The organism is Massilia agilis, assembly GCF_024756255.1.
Classification (GTDB): domain Bacteria; phylum Pseudomonadota; class Gammaproteobacteria; order Burkholderiales; family Burkholderiaceae_D; genus Telluria; species Telluria agilis.
The window spans coordinates 1,252,473-1,272,210 of record NZ_JANUHB010000002.1; the positions used below are offsets into that span (position 1 = coordinate 1,252,473).

Below are 19,738 nucleotides of genomic sequence, written 5' to 3' on the forward strand. Positions count from 1 at the left end.
CGATCCCGGCACTCGCCGGGACCACGGCTTCAGTGCAGGTGATGCTTGAAGTCGGACAGCTCACTGTGCACACGCGTGACCACCGCTTCAAGGTGGGCCGGCATGTGCGACGAGCTGCGCGACAGGCGCTTGACCTCGTCGCCCATCGCTTCCAGGCTGTCCACGCATTCGGTGATGCGCTGCTGGTCGTTTGACTGGATCACGCCTTCCGCCTGCTTGGATTCGCGCGCCAGTTTGGAAATGCAGTCCCTCACCTCGTTCGGCGTATCCGTCGAATCCTTGCAGGCTTTCTCGGCCTCGACGATGGTTTGCTGCAGGTGACTGAACCGCTGCTGGATTTCGGCTTGTTGCAACATGCTTGCCTCCATGGTCTGTTAGATCAGGTTTGATCCGCGCATACGACCAAAGTTGCAGTCGTAGGGTGGGCAGGTTTCCTGCCCACGCGTTCAAACAAATGCGGACGAGCCGCGCGAGCGCTGGTTGGACGCGTGGGCGGGAGACCCGCCCACCCTACGTCCGGGCCTCTTGCGGATTAAGCGGCGGCACGCTGCGCAGCCGCAGTGCAAGCAGCAGGGCCACCACGAGCACCGCCGACAGCAGCGCGACCACGCCGAGCCAGCCGCCATGCGACCACAGGTAGCCCGAGATCCAGCCTACCACGCTGGAACCGAGGTAGTACAGGAACAGGTAAATTGCCGAGGCCAGCGCCTGCGGTGCCTGCGCGCGCCGGCCAACCCAGCTGCTCGCCACCGAGTGCGACGCGAAAAAGCCGAAGGTGAACAGGCCCATGCCAGCCACGATCATCCACACGTTGTCCAGCAGCGTCAGCAGCAGACCGGCGAGCATCACCGACATCACCATCCACAGCACGTTGCGGCGGCCGAGCCTGTCCGCCAGCCGGCCCGCCCACACGGACGAGAAGATGCCGAGCAGGTACAGGACCGACAGCGCGCCGACCGCACTCTGGCGCATCGAAAACGGCGGCGCCAGCAGGCGGTAGCCGATGTAGTTGTACATGCTGACCATCGCACCCATCAGCAGGAACGCGATCGAGAACAGCAGCGGCAGCCCGGCGTCAAACAGGTGCGTGCGCAGGCCGCCAAGCAAGGCGCCCACGCCGCGCGCGCCGGGGCGGAAGTTGCGCGAAGCCGGCAGGCTGCGCCAGAACTCGAAGGCGGCGTACAGCCCCGCCAGTCCCATCGCCGCCAGCGCCACGCGCCATGAATAGAAGTCGCTGATGAAGGAGGCGATCACGCGGCCCAGCATGCCACCGAACGCACTGCCGCCGATGTAGGTGCCCATCGCCAGGCCCAGCGACCTGCCGTCGATTTCTTCACTCAGGTAGGCCATCGCCACGGCGGGCATGCCGGCGATGAGCAGGCCAAGCAAGGCACGCAGCGCCAGCAGTTGCGCATAGTCCTGGGAGAAGGCGGCCGCCAGCGTCAATACGGCGCCACTGAGCATGGACGCGGCCATGATGGGCTTGCGGCCAAAGCGGTCCGAGATCACGCTCGAAGCGAGCAGGGCGACGGCGAGCGTGCCGGTGGACAGCGACAGTACCAGGCTGCTTTGCGCGGGAGTGAGGCCAAAGTCGCGGGCCAGCAGCGGCATCAGCGGCTGCACGCAGTACAGGAGGGCGAAGGTGGAGAACCCGCCAAAGGCCATGGCCCGGTTGATACGCTTGAAATCAGGTGTGCCGGCGGCGATTGCGGAGTGCTGCATGAATATCCTGGCTAGAAGCAGGACATGATACGCCGAACCGGGCGGAGCCGCAGGAGGCACAACAAGTGCAGTCGTCACGTCGTCCCGGCGAAAGCCGGGACCCATGCTGAGTGCAACCGGAACGCGGCCTCGCATGCCGCGCGGCGGCCCAAAGTTTGTATGGGTCCCGGCTATCGCCGGGACGACGGCGGAGGTGACGCAGGCGCGTGCGGCGCGGTTAGCGCCAACCCGTCGTTCCCGCGCAGGCGGGAACCCATGGAACGCGTGTCAGGACGCTCGGCATGGGTTCCCGCCTGCGCGTGAACGACGGGATATCAAGGGTAATCAGCCTCGATCTCGGACCCTGCGTAGTTTTCCAGCTCAGTCCACAGCTGCTTGATCGACGCCCTGGTGTACAGCTTTTGCAGCACCGTGCAGTTCTCGCGGTAGTTGGCGATGCGCTCGGCGACGATCGGCTGGTGCGGCGCCGGAATGTGCTCCATCAGCTCGGCCCAGCCAGCCTGGAAGTCGGGCTTGTTCTTGCGTACCGACGCGACGAAGCGCTCGAACTCCTTCTGCCCCGCGCGCGCGACGATGCGCCCGCCCCCTTCCACGGCAAAGATGATCGCCAGCGCGATCACACCTTCCGCGTTCAGGTCCGGATCCTTGACCGGCCCCTCGGCGTGGTGCCGGCGCAGCCACCGGGCCGCATCCACGATCGCCTGCACCTGCTGCCGCTGCTTCAACTGGCCCAGGTAGCGCTCATAACCGGACCAGGTTTCGGCCGGATCGGCGGTGCAGAGGTCCACGAACAGCTCCTTGAGCCGCCGCTGCGAATACACCGGGTCGTTGTCGTACTCGCCCACCAGCGTATCCTCGGGCATGGCCGCCAGCTCGCGGATCAGCCGGAAGCCCGCCTGGAACGCCTGCTCGGCGCCGTTCTCGATCAGGTAGTCGAGCGCGGCCATGTCGTCCTCGCCCTGCACCGCGTGCTCGAGACCGAGCGACACACCGCCGATGGTGAGCAGCTGCGCGCGCTGGATGCCCTCGGCGGTGCGGTCGTTGGTGAACTTCTCCGCCACCATCGCCGTGATCCCGGCAAGCTCCTCGGCCAGGATCGCGGCCTCTTCTTCGTCGGCGTCGCCGGGCATGAGCTTGATGGCGCGGATCAGGCGCGGCAGCTTTTCAATGACTATTGCTGGAAGCATGCGTTGGTATCGGTCCTGTTACGAGAAGATGTCCGTGCCCATGCTCTTGCGGGCGCCGCGGCGCGACGTCGAGCGCACCGAAGGCACCTGCTTGCGCAGCCGGTACAGCAGCTCGCGCGTGGTGCGCTGCATGTGCTTGGGCTCCTCGTCCGGGTCGTCCGAAAATTCGGCATCGGCCAGGTCGGCGCTGTGGCGGAACTCCGGGAACAGCTCGATCAGCGAACGCTCCCAGCCATCTTCGCTGGCCTTGGCCAGTTCCAGCGCCAGCGGCACGATGTCGCTGTCGGAGCTCGTCTGGCCAGTGGTGTACGGCCCCTTGGCGATGATCTCGCCCGCCACCTCGAGGATCTCCTTGGGCGCGAGCGACCACAGGATCGCGAACACGGTGGCGCCATGGTCGGTCGCGGAGGCTTCCGCCAGCAGCTCGTGGCGGCGCTCGATGTCGTCGGTGCCGAACACGATACCGTGCACGTGGTTGAACAGGCCTTCGGCGATGCGCTCGGGGTCGTCCTCGATCATGTCGTCCGGCCAGGTGGCGGCCATGTAGGCCAGGCTGTCGGCCCATGCCTTGGGCGGCACCAGGAGCGTGGCGAGCGAGGTCTTGGAACCGTCAAAGCCTGCCAGGTGCAGCGCGGTCACGTGCGGCGGCAGCGTCGAGAGCACTTCGGCGACCGCATAGTCGCCCTGCGCGTCGGCCGCTTGCGACAGCGCTTCCTCGGCGTGCTGCAGCGAGCCGGAGAGCACCAGCTCGCTCACCTGCTTGGTCAGCGCCGGCAGGTAGGTCTTGTCGTCGTCGCTCATTCCTTGTCTCCTTCAGGATCGAACATCTGCATGAACTCGTCCGAGGCGGCGCTTTCCTCTTCGTCCTCGTCGCCTTCGTCGCCCTCAGCCAGCTGGTCAAGCGACTGGTCGTCGTCTTCCCAGCGGTTCTGGTTCTTGTACAGGAATGCGGTGATGATCGCCTTGCGCGCCAGTTCCGGGTATTCGCTCGTGATGGCGTCGTACAGCGCGGTGCCATCGTCGCCATCGCACTGCGCCATCGCGAACACGCGCTCGGGGTCGTCGCCTTCGTAGTCGGCCGCTTCGCGCACCAGGCCCTTGGGGTCGAGGAAGCGGATGCGGTCAACCAGCGCAAAGCTCATCATGTTCACGTCGTCGATGCCGCCGCCCTGGGTGTACTCGGACACCAGGGCGTCGACCATGCGCTGGTAGTTGCGGCGGTCGGGCGGGTCGCCCAGCACGCCTTCGATCTGGCCTTCCAGTTCGCGCGACTGGTAGGCGAACTCGGGATGTACTCTCTTCATGGGTAGCTTCTTGAATTTTGAATGCCGGTCATTACGGCGCCAGCGTGACGCCGTGCAGCGCGAACAGCGAGCGCCACAGCTCGTACGCCTCGCCCGCCGCGTCCAGCACGATGCGATGGTTCACGCTCTGGTCGTACTCGGCGCGCTTGGCCGGGTCGGACAGGATCTCGTAGGCCTTGGTGACCGCCTTGAAGCGCGCTTCCGCACCCGGGGCCTGGTTGCGGTCCGGGTGGTAGCGCATCGCCAGCGAGCGGTACACCTTCTTGATTTCGTCGTCGCTGGCGTTCGGCGCGACGCCGAGGATCGCGTATAGGTTTTCCAATTGGAACTCTCCGGCTTGGGCCGAAACAGGGGAAAAGCGGGATTATCCTACAGAAAACGCCGGGATGTCTCGTGCAGGCTACTCCCACACGCATACCACCGTCGTCCCGGCGAAAGCCGGGACCCATGCTGAACTCATATCAGATGAGCGCCAGCAGTGCCGGTGCAGCAAGCTGTCTATGGGTCCCGGCTATTGCCGGGACGACGTGTCAGCGTTGCGTGGCCGAGGACGGCACCGGCGCTGCCGTTGGCGCAGCGGCTGCCGGGCCGGCCTGCTGCACGGGCACAGTCAACCCGCCCTGGGCCAGCAGCCAGGCGGTGACGAGGGCGCGGTCGGTAGCGAGGGTTTTCATGGTTTTGTCTTGCAACTTGAGGACTCTGCCCCCAGTATTGATCATTCCTGGCCGCTGTACCGTGCGTTTCGCCACATAGAGGGCTGTCCTGCATCACGTACGGTAAAATGTCGGCAACTTTACTTATCCATCTCAGTTTTCAATGAGCAACGACAACAACAACGCGGCCGCGAACGCGCCGTCGTCCAATTTCTTGCGCGCAATCGTCGAGAACGATATTGCGACGGGCAAGCACAAGCGACCGGGCCTGCCGTCGGTGATCACGCGCTTCCCGCCCGAGCCGAACGGCTACCTGCACCTGGGCCACGCCAAGTCGATCTGCGTGAACTTCGGCCTGGCGCGCGACTATGCCGGCCGCTGCCACCTGCGCTTCGACGACACCAATCCGGAGAAGGAAGAGCAGGAATACGTTGACACGATCATGGACAGCGTGAAGTGGCTCGGCTTTTCGTGGGAGCAGGACGGCGAGGCTTACCTGCACTACGCGAGCGACTACTTCGACAAGCTGTACGAAATGGCCGAGTACCTGATCAAGACCGGCAAGGCCTACGTGGACAGCCAGAGCGCCGAGGAAATGGCGAAAAACCGCGGCAACTTCGGCACGCTGGGCACCAACTCGCCGTTCCGCAACCGCCCGGCCGAGGAATCGCTGCAGCTGTTCCGCGACATGAAGGCCGGCAAGTACAAGGACGGCGAGCACATCCTGCGCGCGAAGATCAGCGAAGACGCCATGTCCTCGCCCAACATGAACATGCGCGACCCGGCCCTGTACCGCATCCGTCACGCGCACCACCACCGCACGGGCGACAAGTGGTGCATCTACCCGATGTACGACTACACGCACCCGATTTCGGACGCGATCGAGAACATCACCCACTCGATCTGCACGCTCGAGTTCCAGGACCACCGTCCGTTCTACGACTGGCTGGTCGACACGCTGGCCGAAGGCGGCTTCTTCCAGCGCCCGGTGCCGCGCCAGTACGAATTCGCGCGCCTGAACACGACCTATGTGGTCACCAGCAAGCGCAAGCTGCGCCAACTGGTGGAGGAAGGCATCGTGTCCGGCTGGGACGATCCGCGCATGCCCACCCTGGTCGGCCTGCGCCGCCGCGGCTTTACGCCCGAATCGATCCAACTGTTCTGCGAGCGCAGCGGCGTTTCCAAGGCCGACGGCTGGATCGACATGGGCAACCTGGAAATCGCGCTGCGCGACGACCTCGATCCCAAGGCGCCGCGCGGCATCGCCGTGCTGCGGCCGCTCAAGCTCATCGTGGATAACTTCCCCGAGGGCGAGTCGGTCGACTGCTCCGCGCCCGTGCACCCGCACCACCCCGAGTGGGGCACCCGCAGCTTCCCGTTCACCAAAGAGCTGTGGATCGAGGAAGAAGACTTCATGGAAGTGCCCACCAAGGGCTACTTCCGCTTCACCCCGCCGGTGGACGACAAGCCGGGCAGCCGCGTGCGCCTGAAGTATGGTTTCGTGGCCGAGTGCACCGGCTATGACAAGGACGAGAACGGCAAGGTCACGGCGGTGCACGTGAACTACTTCCCGGATTCGAAATCGGGCACGCCGGGCGCGGACAACTACAAGGTCAAGGGCAACATCACCTGGGTCAGCGCCGCCAATGCGCTCCAGGCCGAGGTGCGGCTGTACGACCGCCTGTTCACCGACCCGCATCCGGACGCGGGCGGCAAGGACTTCAAGGCGGCGCTCAACCCGAACGCGCTGGAAACCATCACGGCCTACCTCGAACCCGGGCTGGCCAAGGCGAACGCCGAAGACCGCTTCCAGTTCGAGCGCCACGGCTATTTTGTGGCCGACCGCGTCGATTCGCAGCCCGGCAAGCCGGTGTTCAATCGCATCACCACGCTCAAGGATAGCTGGGGCGGCAAGTAAACCCGCGCGTCCCGCGCCCTGACGAATCCCGCCCCGGCCCGGCCGGCGGCGGGATTTTTTTCATCCTGGCCACAAGCACGCTTTCGCGAAACCGCTACCTGTTACGGCTGATAGGTATCAGTTCACTCGGCAATGTGTAACTTGCATTAATGAATCGGTAACACTTGACCGGCCACAAACCACGCCGGATCTCCCACATTGCCAGAGGTGAACGTCATGCAACTGAGCCGCCGTCTTAGTGCGTTTGCCATCTTCGTGAAGCCGGGGATTTTGCTCGGGCTCGTGCTATCGCTTGCCGTCGGCGTCCTCGCGTATTTCGTGACGCTCCGGACCATTGAGCACGAGAACGAACTGCGTTTTCAGAGTATGGCGCGGACTGCGCAATTCACCATTAACGCGCGCATCAGGTCTTACACCTATGTGTTGCGGGCGATGGCAAGCATGTTCAACTCGACGCCGGAAGTCACCCGCCAACAATTCCATCGTTACGTCACGGGCCTTGACCTCGCGACCCACTATCCAGCGATTGAAACGCTCAACTTTATGGCGTGGGTACGCGCCGACGAGCGTGACGCGTTCGAGGCAAAGATGCGCCGCGAACAGCAAGAGCAACATCTCGGCGGCCCTCCGTTTCGCATCTTTCCGCCCGGCCGCCGCCCCAACTATTCCGCTCTTGTGTTGGCTGAACCTGCCGCATACCTCACGTTTCTGGGGCGGGACATGACTGCGGATCCGAACTATCTGAAAAAATATCTCGAATCCCGCGACACTGGAGAAATCGCGACATCGGGTATGCCGGTACCGGTGATGATGACGCAAAAGCGACTCGGCCTGGCCATGAGGCTACCTGTCTATCGGCCAGGGGCACCGCTCGACACGGTCGAGCAACGTCGGGAGGCCTTCCGCGGCTCGGTCGGTGTCGCTTTCAACGTGGCGATCATGGTGCACGGCGTGCTCGACGATGTGCCGGTGAAACCTGTACGGTTCAGTTTGTTCAACGTTAACGAACTCAACAAAAACAAGCCTGTTCGGTTAATCTACGACAGCGCGACTGCGCCGGATCGTCCGCCCCAGCCCCAGGACTTCCACGACCCGACAAAATTTCACGTCTGGTTGCCCGTTGACTTCAACGGGCATCCATGGACTGTGCATTTCAGTGTGCCGAAGAAATCGGTCAACAGGCGCAGCGACGCTTCGATTCCCCTGCTGGCCATGGTCGCCGGATTTACGACCACAATGTTGTTGTACGGTCTCTACTACACATTGACTTCGTCGCGCTCGCGTGCCCTTGAGCTCGCAAAAGAGATGACGATGGAACTTCGGGACAGCCAGGCCGAGCTCATTCGCTCGCATCATAAACTCCGGCGGCTCGCCGCGCACGCCGAACACATCAAAGAGGCAGAGCGCAAGCGGATCGCGCGGGAAATCCACGACGATCTCGGGCAGAACCTGCTCGCGCTACGTATCGAAGCCGAGCTGCTATTCTCTCGCACCCGAGAGCGCCACCCTCGCCTGCATGCGCGAGCCGGTGCGACCCTGAACCACATCGACAGGACAATCAAAAGCGTGCGCCAGATCATCAACGACTTGCGCCCCACTGTGCTTGATCTTGGATTGAACGCTGCTGTCGACTGGCAGGTTGCCGACTTCCGCCGCCGTACGGGCATCCTCTGCGACCTCGTCGAGTACCACCGGGACATCAGGGTAAACGACGAGCTGGCGACTGCCGCCTTCCGAATCCTGCAGGAGTCTTTGTCGAATGTACGACGCCACGCCCACGCGAACTGGGTACGGGTTGACCTGCTGGTCGAAAATGGATGGCTCCGGATGAGTATCCGCGACAACGGCACGGGCTTCGTCCGGGGCGCGCGCAAGCCCGGCAGTTTTGGACTTCTCGGCATTGAAGAACGCGTCAACATGCTCGGTGGGACCTTCTCAATCGGTGATGCCCCGGGAGGTGGCACTGTGATCGATATCGCATTACCGACACAGCAGGAAAATCCCGACGGCGGTCAGCGCCCTCTTTCGGCAATTGCAGAAGAGTCCCTGCACGACGAACTCGCCTAACGGCCTGATTTTCCTAATTTCGCTTGGGCAGACGCCTTGTTGGCGTGTCGGACATCATCCTAGGTTTTTCGGAAGGTGCTGAGCAAAATGTTGAGCGAAGTCAGCTTCCTATGCATAAGTTTGGATAAGAATCCTCTCATGCTTGTGCCATAACAATCCCGAATGCATGGAGCAGCCCTAACCACCGATCAACCATTACAGAGGAGGCGTAAGAATCGACTACATATCTATCCGTCCGAATCCTGAATAAATTTGTAAGAAAACGTCAAAATTGAATAGGAGTGGACCATGAACTCGTATAACGAATGCACGGAAATCGTTGAACTCGATCTCGACCCGATCAAGTTCAAGTTAATGCACGACGAATCAGGCGAGGGCTGGACCCTGGAACAGGCGAACGCGGTGGAAGCCGAATATCGCCGTTTTCTGTACATGAGCAAAATGTTCCCGAATGAGAAAATTGCCACCTCCGACGACGTTGATACCTTTTGGCACTACCACATCCTGGACACCCTGAAATACGCGGAAGACTGCAAGCAGGTGTTCGGCTATTTCCTCCATCACTTTCCCTACGTCGGCCTCCGCTCGGAACAGGATCTCGCTACGCTGATGCAGGCAGGCGAGCGCATGGCGCTCCTCTACGAGGAAGCCTTCGGCGAAAAGTACCAGTGGAGCCCGACCGGTGCGCAGGTTTCTTCGTTCACCGCCAGCCACAGCGACGTCGGCGGCACCACCAGCAAGCCCGCCTACTGCATGGCAACCGGCGGTGGCACCACGGCCAAGCCGGCCTATTGCATGGCAACCGGGGGTGGCAGCGCGACCAAGCCAGCTTATTGCATGGCGACCGGGGGTGGCACGACGGCCAAGCCCGCCTACTGCATGGCAACCGGCGGTGGCACGACGGCCAAGCCCGCCTACTGCATGGCAACCGGGGGTGGCACCACGGCCAAGCCCGCCTACTGCATGGCGACCGGCGGTGGCAGTGCAGCCCATCCTGCCTACTGCATGTCCACCACCGGCGGCACCTCGGCCAAGCCGGCTTATTGCATGTCCCCTGGGGGTGGCACCACCACCGAAGCGCGCACGCTCAGTGCGAATGCGGACGAGACGGACTTCCCCTCCCACGCCCCAACCAGCGCATTTTCGAAGAATACTGCCGTGACCGTTGCCGACCGTCACATCTCGATGAACACGTTTTTCACGACCCGCCCGCGACTTCCGGTGCAAGCCATAGCAAACTGACCTTAAGTTGTTTGCATCACCATGCCGTTCAGCTGCAACTGAACGGCATTTTTTTTGTTCACTTCGACCCACTGACAGTTCAGTCACACTCATTCCTTCTTCGAGCCTACGCAAGCGCTTGTCTAACTCGGGCTTGTCCCCGTCCGCCTCATCCTGTTGCCATCATAAGTAGTCCCGGTCCTACTCAACATTAGGAATATTCTGAATGACCCATACAATTGATCTATATCAAAAGCGGACTCATGAGTTCACCTAATAGTTGACCTCCGTCAAACGACGACGCAAATCCTACGATCCAAACCAACTAAATGACGAGGGAGAAGCTTATGAGTACTTCGAACAACGAATTTGCAACAATTGCCTCATTGGATCTCGACCCGATCAAGGTCAAACTGATGCACAAGGAGTCTGGGGAAGCCTGGTCCCTGGAGCGTGCAGCGGCGGCAGAGTTTGAATATCGCCGCTTCTTGTATTTGATGAAGAAGTTCCCGCAGGAACAAGCGTCACCGAGCATGGAAGTCGACACGTTCTGGCACTACCACATTCTCGACACGCTCAAGTATGCCGAGGACTGCCAAGTCGTGTTCGGCTATTTCCTTCATCATTTCCCCTATGTTGGCCTGCGCGGTGAGGACGACCTCATTACCCACCAGCGCGTTGGTGCGCGTATGCGTTCCCTGTACGAAGACACGTTCGGCGACACCTATCCGTTTACCACCGAGGGGCACGGCGAACAGCTTCAGGAAGAAACCGACAATGCAGCGAGGACTGCCCATGCGAAAAGCAGGTCGGGAGCCGCCTATTCGATGAGCACGACCGGGCCCGCCTATTCGATGAGCACGTCGAGCGCAGCCTATTCGATGAGTACCGCTGGCCAAGCGTACTCGATGACCCCGTCTACCGCAGCGTCACTGATCCGGCCGCGTCTATCCGGGCAAGCGCCGAACTAGGCGAAAGCCAGCGCATTGCCGCTGCCAATGGTCGGTACTGGCTGAAGCCGGCTAATGGCGGCTGGTGTTTGGCACACTCAACGGAACAAAGCACCAACCGAACGCCGCCTGCATGGCAAACTGCCCCAGCCGTGCAGGCAGCAGGCACAGCGACACCAGTGCCAGGTCGGGCTCCGAAGAAACGACATGCCAGTCCAACTGCCGCCGGATCTCGTCCGGCGGCGGTGGCGGGCGCACGTCATGCTCGCGCGCCAGCATATAGGCGCGCACTTGCTCTTTGGTCGGATGGGTTACGCAGCGGTCCATGGCGAGCTCCACCACAAAGTGACTCTGGGATACGAACGCCTCCACGATACGAGCACCAACCGGGCCCGGGTTGAGGAGAATCAAGCGGAGCCGGTACACCGTCCCGCGTGTGGCGCCCCGTACACTCAGCCCTGCGCAACCCGTGCCAGCGCGTCCGCCACGGTGCGGTAGCGCAGCCGCACGCCAAGCTCGTGCTTGATGCGTCGATTGTCGAGCTGGCGCGACTCCACCATGAACGACAGCGCCGCCGGCGACACCACCTGGCGCAACTGCTTGCGCGGCAAGCGCGGCGGACGCGGCAGCGCGAACGCATCGGCCACCGCGTCAAAGTATTCGCCCATCTTCATGCGCGTGTCGTCGCTCGCGTGGTACACCCGCCCGGGCAGGCCGCGAAACAGCGCCAGCGCCACCATGCGCGCCAGGTCGTCGGCGTGGACGTGGTTGGTGTACACGTCTTCCTCCGGCGCCAGCGCCGGCGTGCCGGCACGCAGCCGCTCGAGCGGCAGCCGGTCGTTCGCGTAGATGCCGGGCACGCGCAGGATCGACACCCGCCCTGCCGCGCGCCGCGCCCACGCGCGCAGGGCGCGTTCGGCGTCCACCCGGCGCAGCGCGCGCGCGTTCTTTGGCGCCACCGGGCGCGTCTCGTCGATCAGCTGGCCGCCGCAATCGCCATAGACCCCGCTGGTGCTGACGTAAACGACCTGCGCCCCGTCGGGTAGAATGGCGGTCAAATTGCGTGTACGGCAATCCCGCGGCCCTTGCGGCTGGGGTGGCGCCAGGTGCACGACCCGGCGCGCCAGCCCGGTAAGCCGGTGCAGGCTGTCCTTGCGGTCCAGGTTCGCCACGACCGGCACCGCCCCGGCGGCGCGCAGCTCGGCCCGCCGCCCGGGATCGCTGGTGACCGCGAACACCCGAAAGTGCTCGCGCACCAGCGGCAAAAGGCGCATGCCGACATCGCCGCAGCCAACGATGACAAGGCGCGGCAAATTCAACCTGTGTTTATTGTTCTTCATATCGAGGATTGTATGACGTTCCAGATCACTGTCCAGCCCAGCGGCCACCAATTCGAATGCGAGGAAGGCGATACCGTCCTCGCGGCCGCGATCCGCGCCGGCATCGGCCTGCCCTACGGGTGCAAGAACGGGGCATGCGGATCGTGCAAGGGCAAGGTCGTCGAGGGCTCGGTGGTCCACAAGGCGCACCAGGAGCGCGCGCTGTCGCCGGACGAGGAAGTGCGCGGCATGTCGCTGTTCTGCTGCGCGGTACCGCAAGGCGACCTGGTGATCGAGGCGCGCGAAGTGGCCGGTACCGGCGACTACCCGGTGCGCAAAATGCCCACCCGCGTTGCCAGCATCCGCAAGGCCGCGCCGGACGTGGCCATCATCACCCTGCAGCTGCCCGCCAACGAGGCGCTGGCCTACCGCGCCGGCCAGTACATCGAATTCCTGCTCAAGGACGGCAAGCGCCGCGCCTACAGCATCGCCTGTGCGCCGTCGCTGGAGCAGCCGCTGGAACTGCACATCCGCCACATGCCCGGCGGCTCCTTCACCGACCACGTGTTCAACACCATGAAGGAGCGCGAGATCCTGCGCTTCGAGGGGCCGCTGGGCACCTTCTTCCTGCGCGAGGAGTCGGACAAGCCGGTCGTGCTGCTCGCCTCGGGCACCGGCTTTGCCCCGGTCAAGGCGCTGGTCGAGCACATGATCCACCTGAAGTCCACGCGCCCGGTCTCGCTGTACTGGGGCGGGCGCCGGCCGCAGGACCTGTACATGCACGAGCTGTGCGAGAAATGGGCAGCCGAGCTGCCGCACTTGCGTTACATCCCGGTCATTTCCGACGCGCTGCCCGAGGACAACTGGCAAGGCCGCACCGGCTTCGTGCACCTGGCCGTGATGCAGGACTTCCCGGACCTGTCCGGGTTCCAGGTGTACGCCTGCGGGGCGCCGGTGATGGTCGATGCGGCGCGGCGCGACTACGTGGAGCAGTGCAAGCTGCCGGCCGAGGAGTTCTACGCCGACGCGTTCACGACCGAGAAGGACCTGGCGCAGCCTTAAGCGTCGCCAGGAAGGCGGCCACGCGCGCCGCCACCACCGCCTCCTGCTCGCGGTGCGGCACGTGCCGCACCGCCGGCATGATCTGAAGCTCGACGGGCCCCGAAACGCCACGCGCGATCGCCAACGGGTGCTGCTGCGACCCGTATTCATCCTCGCTGCCATGCAATACCAGCGCCGGGCAGCGCACCTGGCCCAGCACCGGCGCCAGCGACCACGCCGCAAATTCCGGCGACAGCCAGGTGTCGATCCATGCCGACAGCACCCAGCGCGCCTTGTCGCCGTGGTAGCGCTGCAGCCGCTCGAACTGCCCGGGCTGCCTGAACAGCTCGCGCGCCTGCGTGATGCCCGCGCGCGTGCGCTCCTCCACGAAGGCCTGCGCCGACTCGGTCACCAGCGCCTCGCATGCGGCCGGCTCGCGCGCCGCGCAATGCACGGCCATGCCGCCGCCCACGCTGTGCCCAAACGCCACGAAGCGGTCGATCTGCAGCTGCTGGCGCAGCAAAGGCAGGACATGCTCCGCCTCTTCCCCGACAAAGCCACTATCGAGCCGGTCCGTACGCGGCGCGGATTGCCCGAAGCCGAGCCGGTCGTAAGCGACCACGCGCCGGCCCGTTGCCAGGGCAAGTGCCTCGGGGAACGAGCGCCACAATTCGACGCAACCCAGCGAATCGTGAAACAGCAGCACCGGCGCCAGTGCCGGATCGGCCCCGGCCGGCTGCCAGCTGCGCGCCAGCAGGCGCCCGCGTGGCGTGTCGATCCAGCGGTCTTGCACGGACAAGGTGAGAGAATCCATTTTCCTGCTTGAACAATGTTCGGTCGGCGGTATTGTCCGGGACTTCGCATATGCACGCAAATCTTGATGCTTGTGACAACAGTTTCAGGTATGTTATGCAGTTCGCGCGCAGCACCTGCCGCGTTCCCAGATCAACCAACCGAAGGGTCAGAACATGCAACAAAAATACCGACTCGCCCACGCCGCCCTCGCCCTGGCCGCCTGTGGCCTCCTGGGCCAGGCCTTCGCCGAACCGGCCGCCGCGCCGCAGGGCCAATCGCAGTACGCACAAGCCATCGCCAGCCCGGCGCGCACCGACGATGACCGCAAGAGCGACGACAAGCGCAAGCCAGCCGAATTCCTGGCCTTTGCCAAGGTTCGTCCCGGGATGAAGGTGCTGGACCTGGCAGCCGGTGGCGGCACCACGTCCGCACTGCTGGCCGCGGCCGTGATGCCGGGCGGCGAGGTGTGGGCGCAGACGTTCAAGCCGTCGGAGAAGATCGACCAGCGGATCGCCTCGGGCAAGGTGCCGAACCTGCACGCGGTGGTCGCCTCGATCGACAACCCGATCGCCAAAGACATGCCGCCGCTTGACCTGGTGACCATCAACATGTCCTACCACGACGTGGTGAACGCGCCGGTGGACCGCGCCGCGATGAACAAGCGACTCTACGACGCGCTCAAGCCGGGCGGCTACTACGTGGTGATCGACAACGCGGCCAAGAACGGCAGCGGCCTGTCGGCCACCAAGACCCTGCACCGCATCGACGAGGCGGCCGTGATCGAGGAAGTGACCAAGGCCGGCTTCAAGGTCGACGCCAAGAGCGACTACCTGCGCGCGCCGTCCGATCCGCGCGAGCAGCCGTTCTGGGAAATGAAGGGCGCACCGGATGACAAGTTTGCCATCCGGTTCGTGAAGTAAGGCCGAAGCCGAGGCGCCTGCACTTCCACAGAAATCAAGCAACGTCATCCCGGCGCAGGCCGGGATCCATGCTGACTTGCCGAAGTAGCGAGCGCTCTATGGGTCCTGGCCTTCGCCGGGACGACGGATTTGCGGCTGGTGGTACTGTTCCCGTGCAGGCGCCAAATCAGCCGTAGGTACAGCCTCCCCGCCCCTTTTCCGGCACAATGTCGGGCCGGCATCCGCCGATCATTGTTCCGAAAGCATTTATGTCAGCATCGTCGTCCCGCGGCCTGGGCGTCCTTCGCAACCGCAATCTCTCGTTCTACCTGTCCTCCCGTTTCCTCGGCACGGTCGCCGTCCAGATGCAAAGCGTCGCCGTCGGCTGGCAGGTGTACCAGCTCACCGGCAGCCTGTTCGACCTGGGCCTGATCGGCCTGGCGCAGTTCGCGCCCTTCCTGCTGCTGATCCTGTGGGCCGGCCACGTGGCCGATACCCACAACCGCCGCGTCATCGTCCAGCTGTGCCAGTCGGTCCAGTTGCTGTGCAGCGTGCTGCTGCTCCTGTTCACCTTCAGCGGCAGCCACAATGTCGCGCTCGTGTTCGCCATCCTCGTCCTGTACGGCAGCGCCCGCGCGTTCATGATGCCGGCCTCGCAGGCTGTGCTGCGCAACATCGTGCCCAACGAACAATTCGGCGAAGCCGTGGCGCTGTCGTCCTCGACCTTCCACGTGGCGGTGATCGCCGGCCCGGTGCTGGGCGGCCTGCTGTACGTGTTCGGCCCGGCCGCCGTGTACGGTACCTCCACCGCGCTGCTGGTGCTGGCGGTGATCCTGATGGGCATCACCAAGAGCGCGCCGCAGGCGATGAACAAGAACCCGGTCAGCTGGCACACCCTGCTCGAAGGCTTGCGCTTCGTGTGGTCGCGCCCGATCGTGCTGGGCGCCATTTCGCTCGACCTGTTCGCGGTGTTGTTCGGCGGCGCCACGGCGCTGTTGCCCGCCTACGCGCACGACGTGCTGCACGCGGGCCCCACCGGCCTGGGCCTGCTGCGTACCGCGCCCGGCGCCGGCGCCGCCCTGTGCTCGGTCGCGCTGGCTTTCTTTCCGATCACCCGCCGGGTCGGCGTATGGATGTTCGGCGGCGTGGCCGTGTTTGGCCTGGCCACCCTGGTGCTGGGCTGGACCGGCAACACCGCGGTGGCGCTGGCCGCGCTGTTCGCGCTCGGCGCCGGCGACATGATCAGCGTCTATGTGCGGCACCTGCTGGTGCAGTACGAAACGCCCGACGAAATCCGCGGCCGGGTCTCGGCCGTCAACTCGGTGTTCATCGGCGCCTCCAACGAGCTGGGCGAGTTCGAATCGGGCATCACCGCCGGCTGGTTCGGCCTGGTCCGCGCGATCCTGCTGGGCGGCGCGGCCACGCTGGCGGTCACGGGCATCTGGTCGGTGCTGTTCCCTGTGCTCTCGCGCATGGACCGCTTCCCGCACCACGAGAAAGAGGAAGCGGCGCGTGCTTCCTAGCCGATGTGGAATAATGGCTGAACGTCAACATCTCAGCCTTTGCACATGATCGGGAAGAACCAGCTGCTGCACCGTTTCATCCGGAGCCGCCCCCACCTGTCGCTCGCGATCGCGCTGGGGGTGCTGGTGGGCTTGCTGGTGCCCGACTCGGAACCGCCGCTCACCCGTGCCCTGATCGGCTGGAACGTCGCGGTCTGGGTGTACCTGGTGACGGTGGGTGTGCTCATGACCCGCGCCGACCATCGCAAGGTGCGCGCCATCGCCGGCCAGCAGGACGAGAGCGCGGGCCTGGTCCTGTTCAGCCTGACCATCGGCGCGGTGCTGAGCCTGTCTGCCATCGTGTTCGAGCTGGGACAGATTCCACACCTGCCCGAACACGCGCGCGCGCTGCGCTACGGTTTCACCGCACTGACGGTGGGCGGTTCCTGGTTCCTGGTCGGCGTGCTGTTCACCTTCCACTACGCCCACATGTATTACCGCGCGGCCAAAGACCGGCTGCCGCTGCGGTTTCCCGACGACCTCAAGGAACCGGATTACTGGGACTTTCTCTACTTTTCCTTCACCATCGCGGTGGCGGCGCAGACCTCGGACGTGGTGGTGGTGTCGCGCACGATGCGCAAGTTCGTGCTGGGCCAGTCGGTGCTGTCGTTCTTCTTCAACCTGGCCATCCTCGGCTTTTCGATCAACATCGCGGCAGGTATGCTCAACCAGTGATCCGCTTGGGCGCGCTGGAAAGATGGCGAAACGGGTAAGATCGTTCGAAAGGAGGAGCGATCTTATGCAAATCAACGTCAATACCGACAACACCATCAAGAGCAAGCACCAGGGGCTGGACGAGTACGTGCGGTCCGTGGTCGAGGCATCGATCGAGCGTTTTGGCGAGCACATCCGGCGCGTGGACGTGCACCTCAGCAACGAGAACCGGGAAAAGCGCGCCGACGGCGGCAACTACTGCATGATGGAAGCGCTGGTCACGGGCTACGAGCCGGTCGTGGTGCACGACCATGCGGCCGACCTGCACCAGGCCATCGACAACGCCGGCGGCAAGCTCAAGCGGGCGCTGGACAGCGCGCTGGGCCGGCTCAACGACAAGAAAATGCACGAGCCGCCGCCAGTGGACGCCGAGTCGTACAAGAACCTGACCAGTTCATCGTAGGGTGGGCAGGTCTCCTGCCCACGCGTCCAACGAATGCATGCTCTGTTTGGACGCGTGGGCGGGAAACCCGCCCACCCTACGCGAGCCGCGCGCGCAGCTCGCGCAAATAGCGCACCCCGGCAAGCGCCCGGCTGCCGTACCAGGACATCATCTCCCCGTCCACCAGCAACACCGGCTTGCCGATCTGGCGTTCCAGCGCGTCCGCGTGCTCTTCGGTAAAACGATAGGGTTCGGACGAGAGCAGCACCGCGTCGAGCTGGTCCACCAGTTCCTGCGACCATGCAAAGCGCGGGTAACGGCTGCCATCCTGCGCCAGCGGTGCGACCTGCCAGCCCAGCTCGTGCAGCATGGCGCCGATGTAGGTGTCGGCCGACACCGTCATCCACGGGTCTTTCCAGATGCAGTAGAGCACCGTGCGCGCGGGCGCCGGCGGCAGGGCGCGCAGCGCGGCCAGCTCGCGCCCGAAGGCCTCGCACCAGCTGGCCGCCGCCTCGTCCGCGCCAAACACGCCGCCGACCAGCCGCGCCAGCGCCAGGTTGTCCTCAGGGACCAGCGGGTGCGTGACCACGACATGCGGCACGAACTGCGCCAGCAGGTCCACGGTCGGCTTCTCGTTTTCGTCGACGTTCACGACCAGGTGCGTGGGCGCGAGCTGGCGGATCTTGTCGATGTTCACGTCCTTGGTCCCGCCCACCTTGGGGATGGTGGCCACGGTCGTTGCCGGGTGAATGCAAAAACCGGTGCGCCCGACGAGCCGGCCGGCCAGCCCCAGGTCGCACAGCAGTTCGGTTATCGATGGCACCAGCGAGACAATGCGCGCATCAAGGCACCGGGCGTGCCGCTGGCCAATGGCGTCAACGAATTCAGGAGTGGTCATAGCCTGTTATTGGACCATTGTTGCCGGCAGAATGCCACCCTGCGCACCACAGTTGCAATCAGGTATGATAGTTGTCACTACCACCCCCGGGGGAACTCCACTTGGAAACGATCGGCACCTTTGGTGCCTCGCGCTACTCGATCCGCGACCTGCAGCTGTTCTGCGAGTCCGACGAACCGGCCGTGCTCGATGCGCTGGCCGGGTGCGAAGTCGTGCGCGTCGCCAAGGGCAGCCGCGTGGAAGACCCGTTCCTGGCGCGCCTGTACATCGTGCTGTCCGGCGCGCTGGCAGTGGAATCGGACGTGCCGGTCGGCATCCACGACGGCACCGTCACGCTGATCCACCCCGGCGAGAGCGTGGGCGAGCAGGCCGTGCTGGACGAGTCGCCCAACCTGTCGCGCATTTCGGCGGTGGAGGACAGCGAGCTGCTGGTGATCGAGCACGAGCTGGTCTGGCGCCTGATCGACGAATCGGTGGCGCTGCCGCGCGCCCTGCTGCGGCTGCTGTCGTTCCGCGTGCGCGCCGCCAATGCGCTGCTGCGGCGGCGCCAGCGGCTGGGCGAGTTTTACCGCGAACTATCGCTGAACGACCCGCTCACCGGGCTGTACAACCGCGCCTGGCTCAACGAGATGCTGGGTAAACTAGTGGCGCGCGCCTGCCAGGACGGCAGGCCTCTGTCGCTGGTGATGATCGACCTGGACCACTTCAAGAAGTTCAACGACACCCACGGCCACCTGGCCGGCGACAGCGCGCTGTGCACCGCCGCCAACGTGATCCGCGCGGCGCTGCGCCCGACCGACTTTGCGGTGCGCTACGGCGGCGAAGAGATGCTGGTGGTGCTGCCCGAGACCGGTGGCAAGGTCGCGCTGTCCGTGGCCGAGCGCCTGTGCAGGCGCGTGCGCGCGGCCGTGGTGTTCGACGACATGCGCCTGCCGCTGCCGCACATCACCGGCTCCTTCGGCATCGCCACGCTGGCGCCGGGGCTGGACGAGAACACGCTGCTGGAAGCGGCCGACGCCGCCCTGTACCGCGCCAAGCAAGCCGGGCGCGACACCATTTCGCTTTGAACGATTGACCTATCCCCTGTCCTTTCCGCCCGCGCGTGG

General features: G+C 64.3%; 21 protein-coding genes. 10 read left to right on the top strand and 11 right to left on the bottom strand.

Annotation, left to right across the window (positions count from 1 at the left end; all coding sequences use genetic code 11):
- Window positions 1-29: 29 nt before the first annotated feature.
- From NX774_RS12755 to NX774_RS12785, 7 genes are all read right to left on the bottom strand, one after another.
- Window positions 30-356, bottom strand: coding sequence for a hypothetical protein (locus NX774_RS12755; protein WP_258822550.1), 327 nt, complete (start codon window positions 354-356; stop codon window positions 30-32).
- A gap of 154 nt (window positions 357-510) precedes the next feature.
- Complete coding sequence (locus NX774_RS12760) at window positions 511-1,722, bottom strand: MFS transporter (protein WP_258822551.1); 1,212 nt, start codon at window positions 1,720-1,722, stop codon at window positions 511-513.
- A 314-nt stretch (window positions 1,723-2,036) separates the two neighbouring features.
- Window positions 2,037-2,909: a hypothetical protein gene (locus NX774_RS12765; RefSeq protein WP_258822552.1), complete on the bottom strand. Its 873-nt coding sequence runs from the start codon at window positions 2,907-2,909 to the stop codon at window positions 2,037-2,039.
- Between the two features lie 18 nt (window positions 2,910-2,927).
- Window positions 2,928-3,710 (bottom strand): hypothetical protein, encoded by a 783-nt coding sequence (locus NX774_RS12770; RefSeq protein ID WP_258822553.1) that lies wholly within the window; start codon window positions 3,708-3,710, stop codon window positions 2,928-2,930.
- Window positions 3,707-4,213 carry a hypothetical protein gene (locus NX774_RS12775; protein WP_258822554.1) on the bottom strand — a complete coding sequence of 169 codons (507 nt, stop codon included), beginning with the start codon at window positions 4,211-4,213 and terminating at the stop codon, window positions 3,707-3,709. The genes NX774_RS12770 and NX774_RS12775 overlap by 4 nt, the downstream gene beginning before the upstream one ends.
- A gap of 31 nt (window positions 4,214-4,244) precedes the next feature.
- Window positions 4,245-4,535 carry a DnaJ domain-containing protein gene (locus NX774_RS12780; RefSeq protein ID WP_258822555.1) on the bottom strand — a complete coding sequence of 97 codons (291 nt, stop codon included), beginning with the start codon at window positions 4,533-4,535 and terminating at the stop codon, window positions 4,245-4,247.
- 208 nt (window positions 4,536-4,743) lie between these two features.
- Window positions 4,744-4,887, bottom strand: a complete 144-nt coding sequence (locus tag NX774_RS12785) for a hypothetical protein (RefSeq protein WP_258822556.1) — start codon at window positions 4,885-4,887, stop codon at window positions 4,744-4,746.
- A 142-nt stretch (window positions 4,888-5,029) separates the two neighbouring features.
- Between NX774_RS12785 and NX774_RS12790 the strand changes: the two genes are divergently transcribed.
- The 4 genes from NX774_RS12790 to NX774_RS12805 all read left to right on the top strand — a co-directional run bounded on the left by NX774_RS12790 (window position 5,030) and on the right by NX774_RS12805 (window position 11,043).
- The gene (locus NX774_RS12790) at window positions 5,030-6,784 is read left to right on the top strand and encodes a glutamine--tRNA ligase/YqeY domain fusion protein (protein ID WP_258822557.1); all 1,755 of its coding nucleotides are present in this window, start codon (window positions 5,030-5,032) and stop codon (window positions 6,782-6,784) included.
- A 216-nt stretch (window positions 6,785-7,000) separates the two neighbouring features.
- Window positions 7,001-8,851: a CHASE domain-containing protein gene (locus tag NX774_RS12795; RefSeq protein WP_258822558.1), complete on the top strand. Its 1,851-nt coding sequence runs from the start codon at window positions 7,001-7,003 to the stop codon at window positions 8,849-8,851.
- Between the two features lie 288 nt (window positions 8,852-9,139).
- The gene (locus NX774_RS12800) at window positions 9,140-10,093 is read left to right on the top strand and encodes a UCP032817 domain-containing protein (RefSeq protein WP_258822559.1); all 954 of its coding nucleotides are present in this window, start codon (window positions 9,140-9,142) and stop codon (window positions 10,091-10,093) included.
- Window positions 10,094-10,419: 326 nt separating this feature from the next.
- Entirely contained in the window at window positions 10,420-11,043 is a 624-nt protein-coding gene (locus NX774_RS12805; protein WP_258822560.1) for a glycine-rich domain-containing protein, read from the top strand.
- Window positions 11,044-11,094: 51 nt separating this feature from the next.
- Here the strand turns inward: NX774_RS12805 and NX774_RS12810 are convergent, their stop codons facing one another.
- On the bottom strand, window positions 11,095-11,349 hold the full coding sequence (locus NX774_RS12810) for a hypothetical protein (protein ID WP_258822561.1): 255 nt from the start codon (window positions 11,347-11,349) through the stop codon (window positions 11,095-11,097).
- A gap of 125 nt (window positions 11,350-11,474) precedes the next feature.
- Complete coding sequence (locus tag NX774_RS12815; protein WP_258822562.1) at window positions 11,475-12,362, bottom strand: NAD-dependent epimerase/dehydratase family protein; 888 nt, start codon at window positions 12,360-12,362, stop codon at window positions 11,475-11,477.
- A gap of 12 nt (window positions 12,363-12,374) precedes the next feature.
- On the opposite strand from NX774_RS12815, the gene NX774_RS12820 reads away from it, so the two are divergent.
- Window positions 12,375-13,403: a CDP-6-deoxy-delta-3,4-glucoseen reductase gene (locus tag NX774_RS12820; RefSeq protein WP_258822563.1), complete on the top strand. Its 1,029-nt coding sequence runs from the start codon at window positions 12,375-12,377 to the stop codon at window positions 13,401-13,403.
- Here NX774_RS12820 and NX774_RS12825 read toward each other — a convergent pair.
- Complete coding sequence (locus tag NX774_RS12825; protein WP_258822564.1) at window positions 13,372-14,196, bottom strand: alpha/beta fold hydrolase; 825 nt, start codon at window positions 14,194-14,196, stop codon at window positions 13,372-13,374. The two genes, NX774_RS12820 and NX774_RS12825, sit on opposite strands and share 32 nt — an antisense overlap.
- Before the next feature lie 154 nt (window positions 14,197-14,350).
- Here NX774_RS12825 and NX774_RS12830 point away from each other — a divergent pair, with 154 nt between their 5' ends.
- From NX774_RS12830 to NX774_RS12845, 4 genes are all read left to right on the top strand, one after another.
- A complete protein-coding gene (locus tag NX774_RS12830; RefSeq protein ID WP_258822565.1) occupies window positions 14,351-15,097 on the top strand; it encodes a class I SAM-dependent methyltransferase in 747 nt (248 codons plus the stop codon).
- A 248-nt stretch (window positions 15,098-15,345) separates the two neighbouring features.
- A complete protein-coding gene (locus NX774_RS12835) occupies window positions 15,346-16,599 on the top strand; it encodes an MFS transporter (protein WP_258822566.1) in 1,254 nt (417 codons plus the stop codon).
- 45 nt (window positions 16,600-16,644) lie between these two features.
- Window positions 16,645-17,313, top strand: a complete 669-nt coding sequence (locus tag NX774_RS12840) for a DUF1345 domain-containing protein (protein WP_258822567.1) — start codon at window positions 16,645-16,647, stop codon at window positions 17,311-17,313.
- Window positions 17,314-17,377: 64 nt separating this feature from the next.
- Complete coding sequence (locus NX774_RS12845) at window positions 17,378-17,755, top strand: HPF/RaiA family ribosome-associated protein (protein ID WP_258822568.1); 378 nt, start codon at window positions 17,378-17,380, stop codon at window positions 17,753-17,755.
- A gap of 76 nt (window positions 17,756-17,831) precedes the next feature.
- Here the strand turns inward: NX774_RS12845 and NX774_RS12850 are convergent, their stop codons facing one another.
- Window positions 17,832-18,632 (bottom strand): helical backbone metal receptor, encoded by an 801-nt coding sequence (locus NX774_RS12850; protein ID WP_258822569.1) that lies wholly within the window; start codon window positions 18,630-18,632, stop codon window positions 17,832-17,834.
- A 101-nt stretch (window positions 18,633-18,733) separates the two neighbouring features.
- On the opposite strand from NX774_RS12850, the gene NX774_RS12855 reads away from it, so the two are divergent.
- Window positions 18,734-19,699, top strand: a complete 966-nt coding sequence (locus tag NX774_RS12855) for a GGDEF domain-containing protein (RefSeq protein WP_258822570.1) — start codon at window positions 18,734-18,736, stop codon at window positions 19,697-19,699.
- Window positions 19,700-19,738 lie beyond the last annotated feature (39 nt).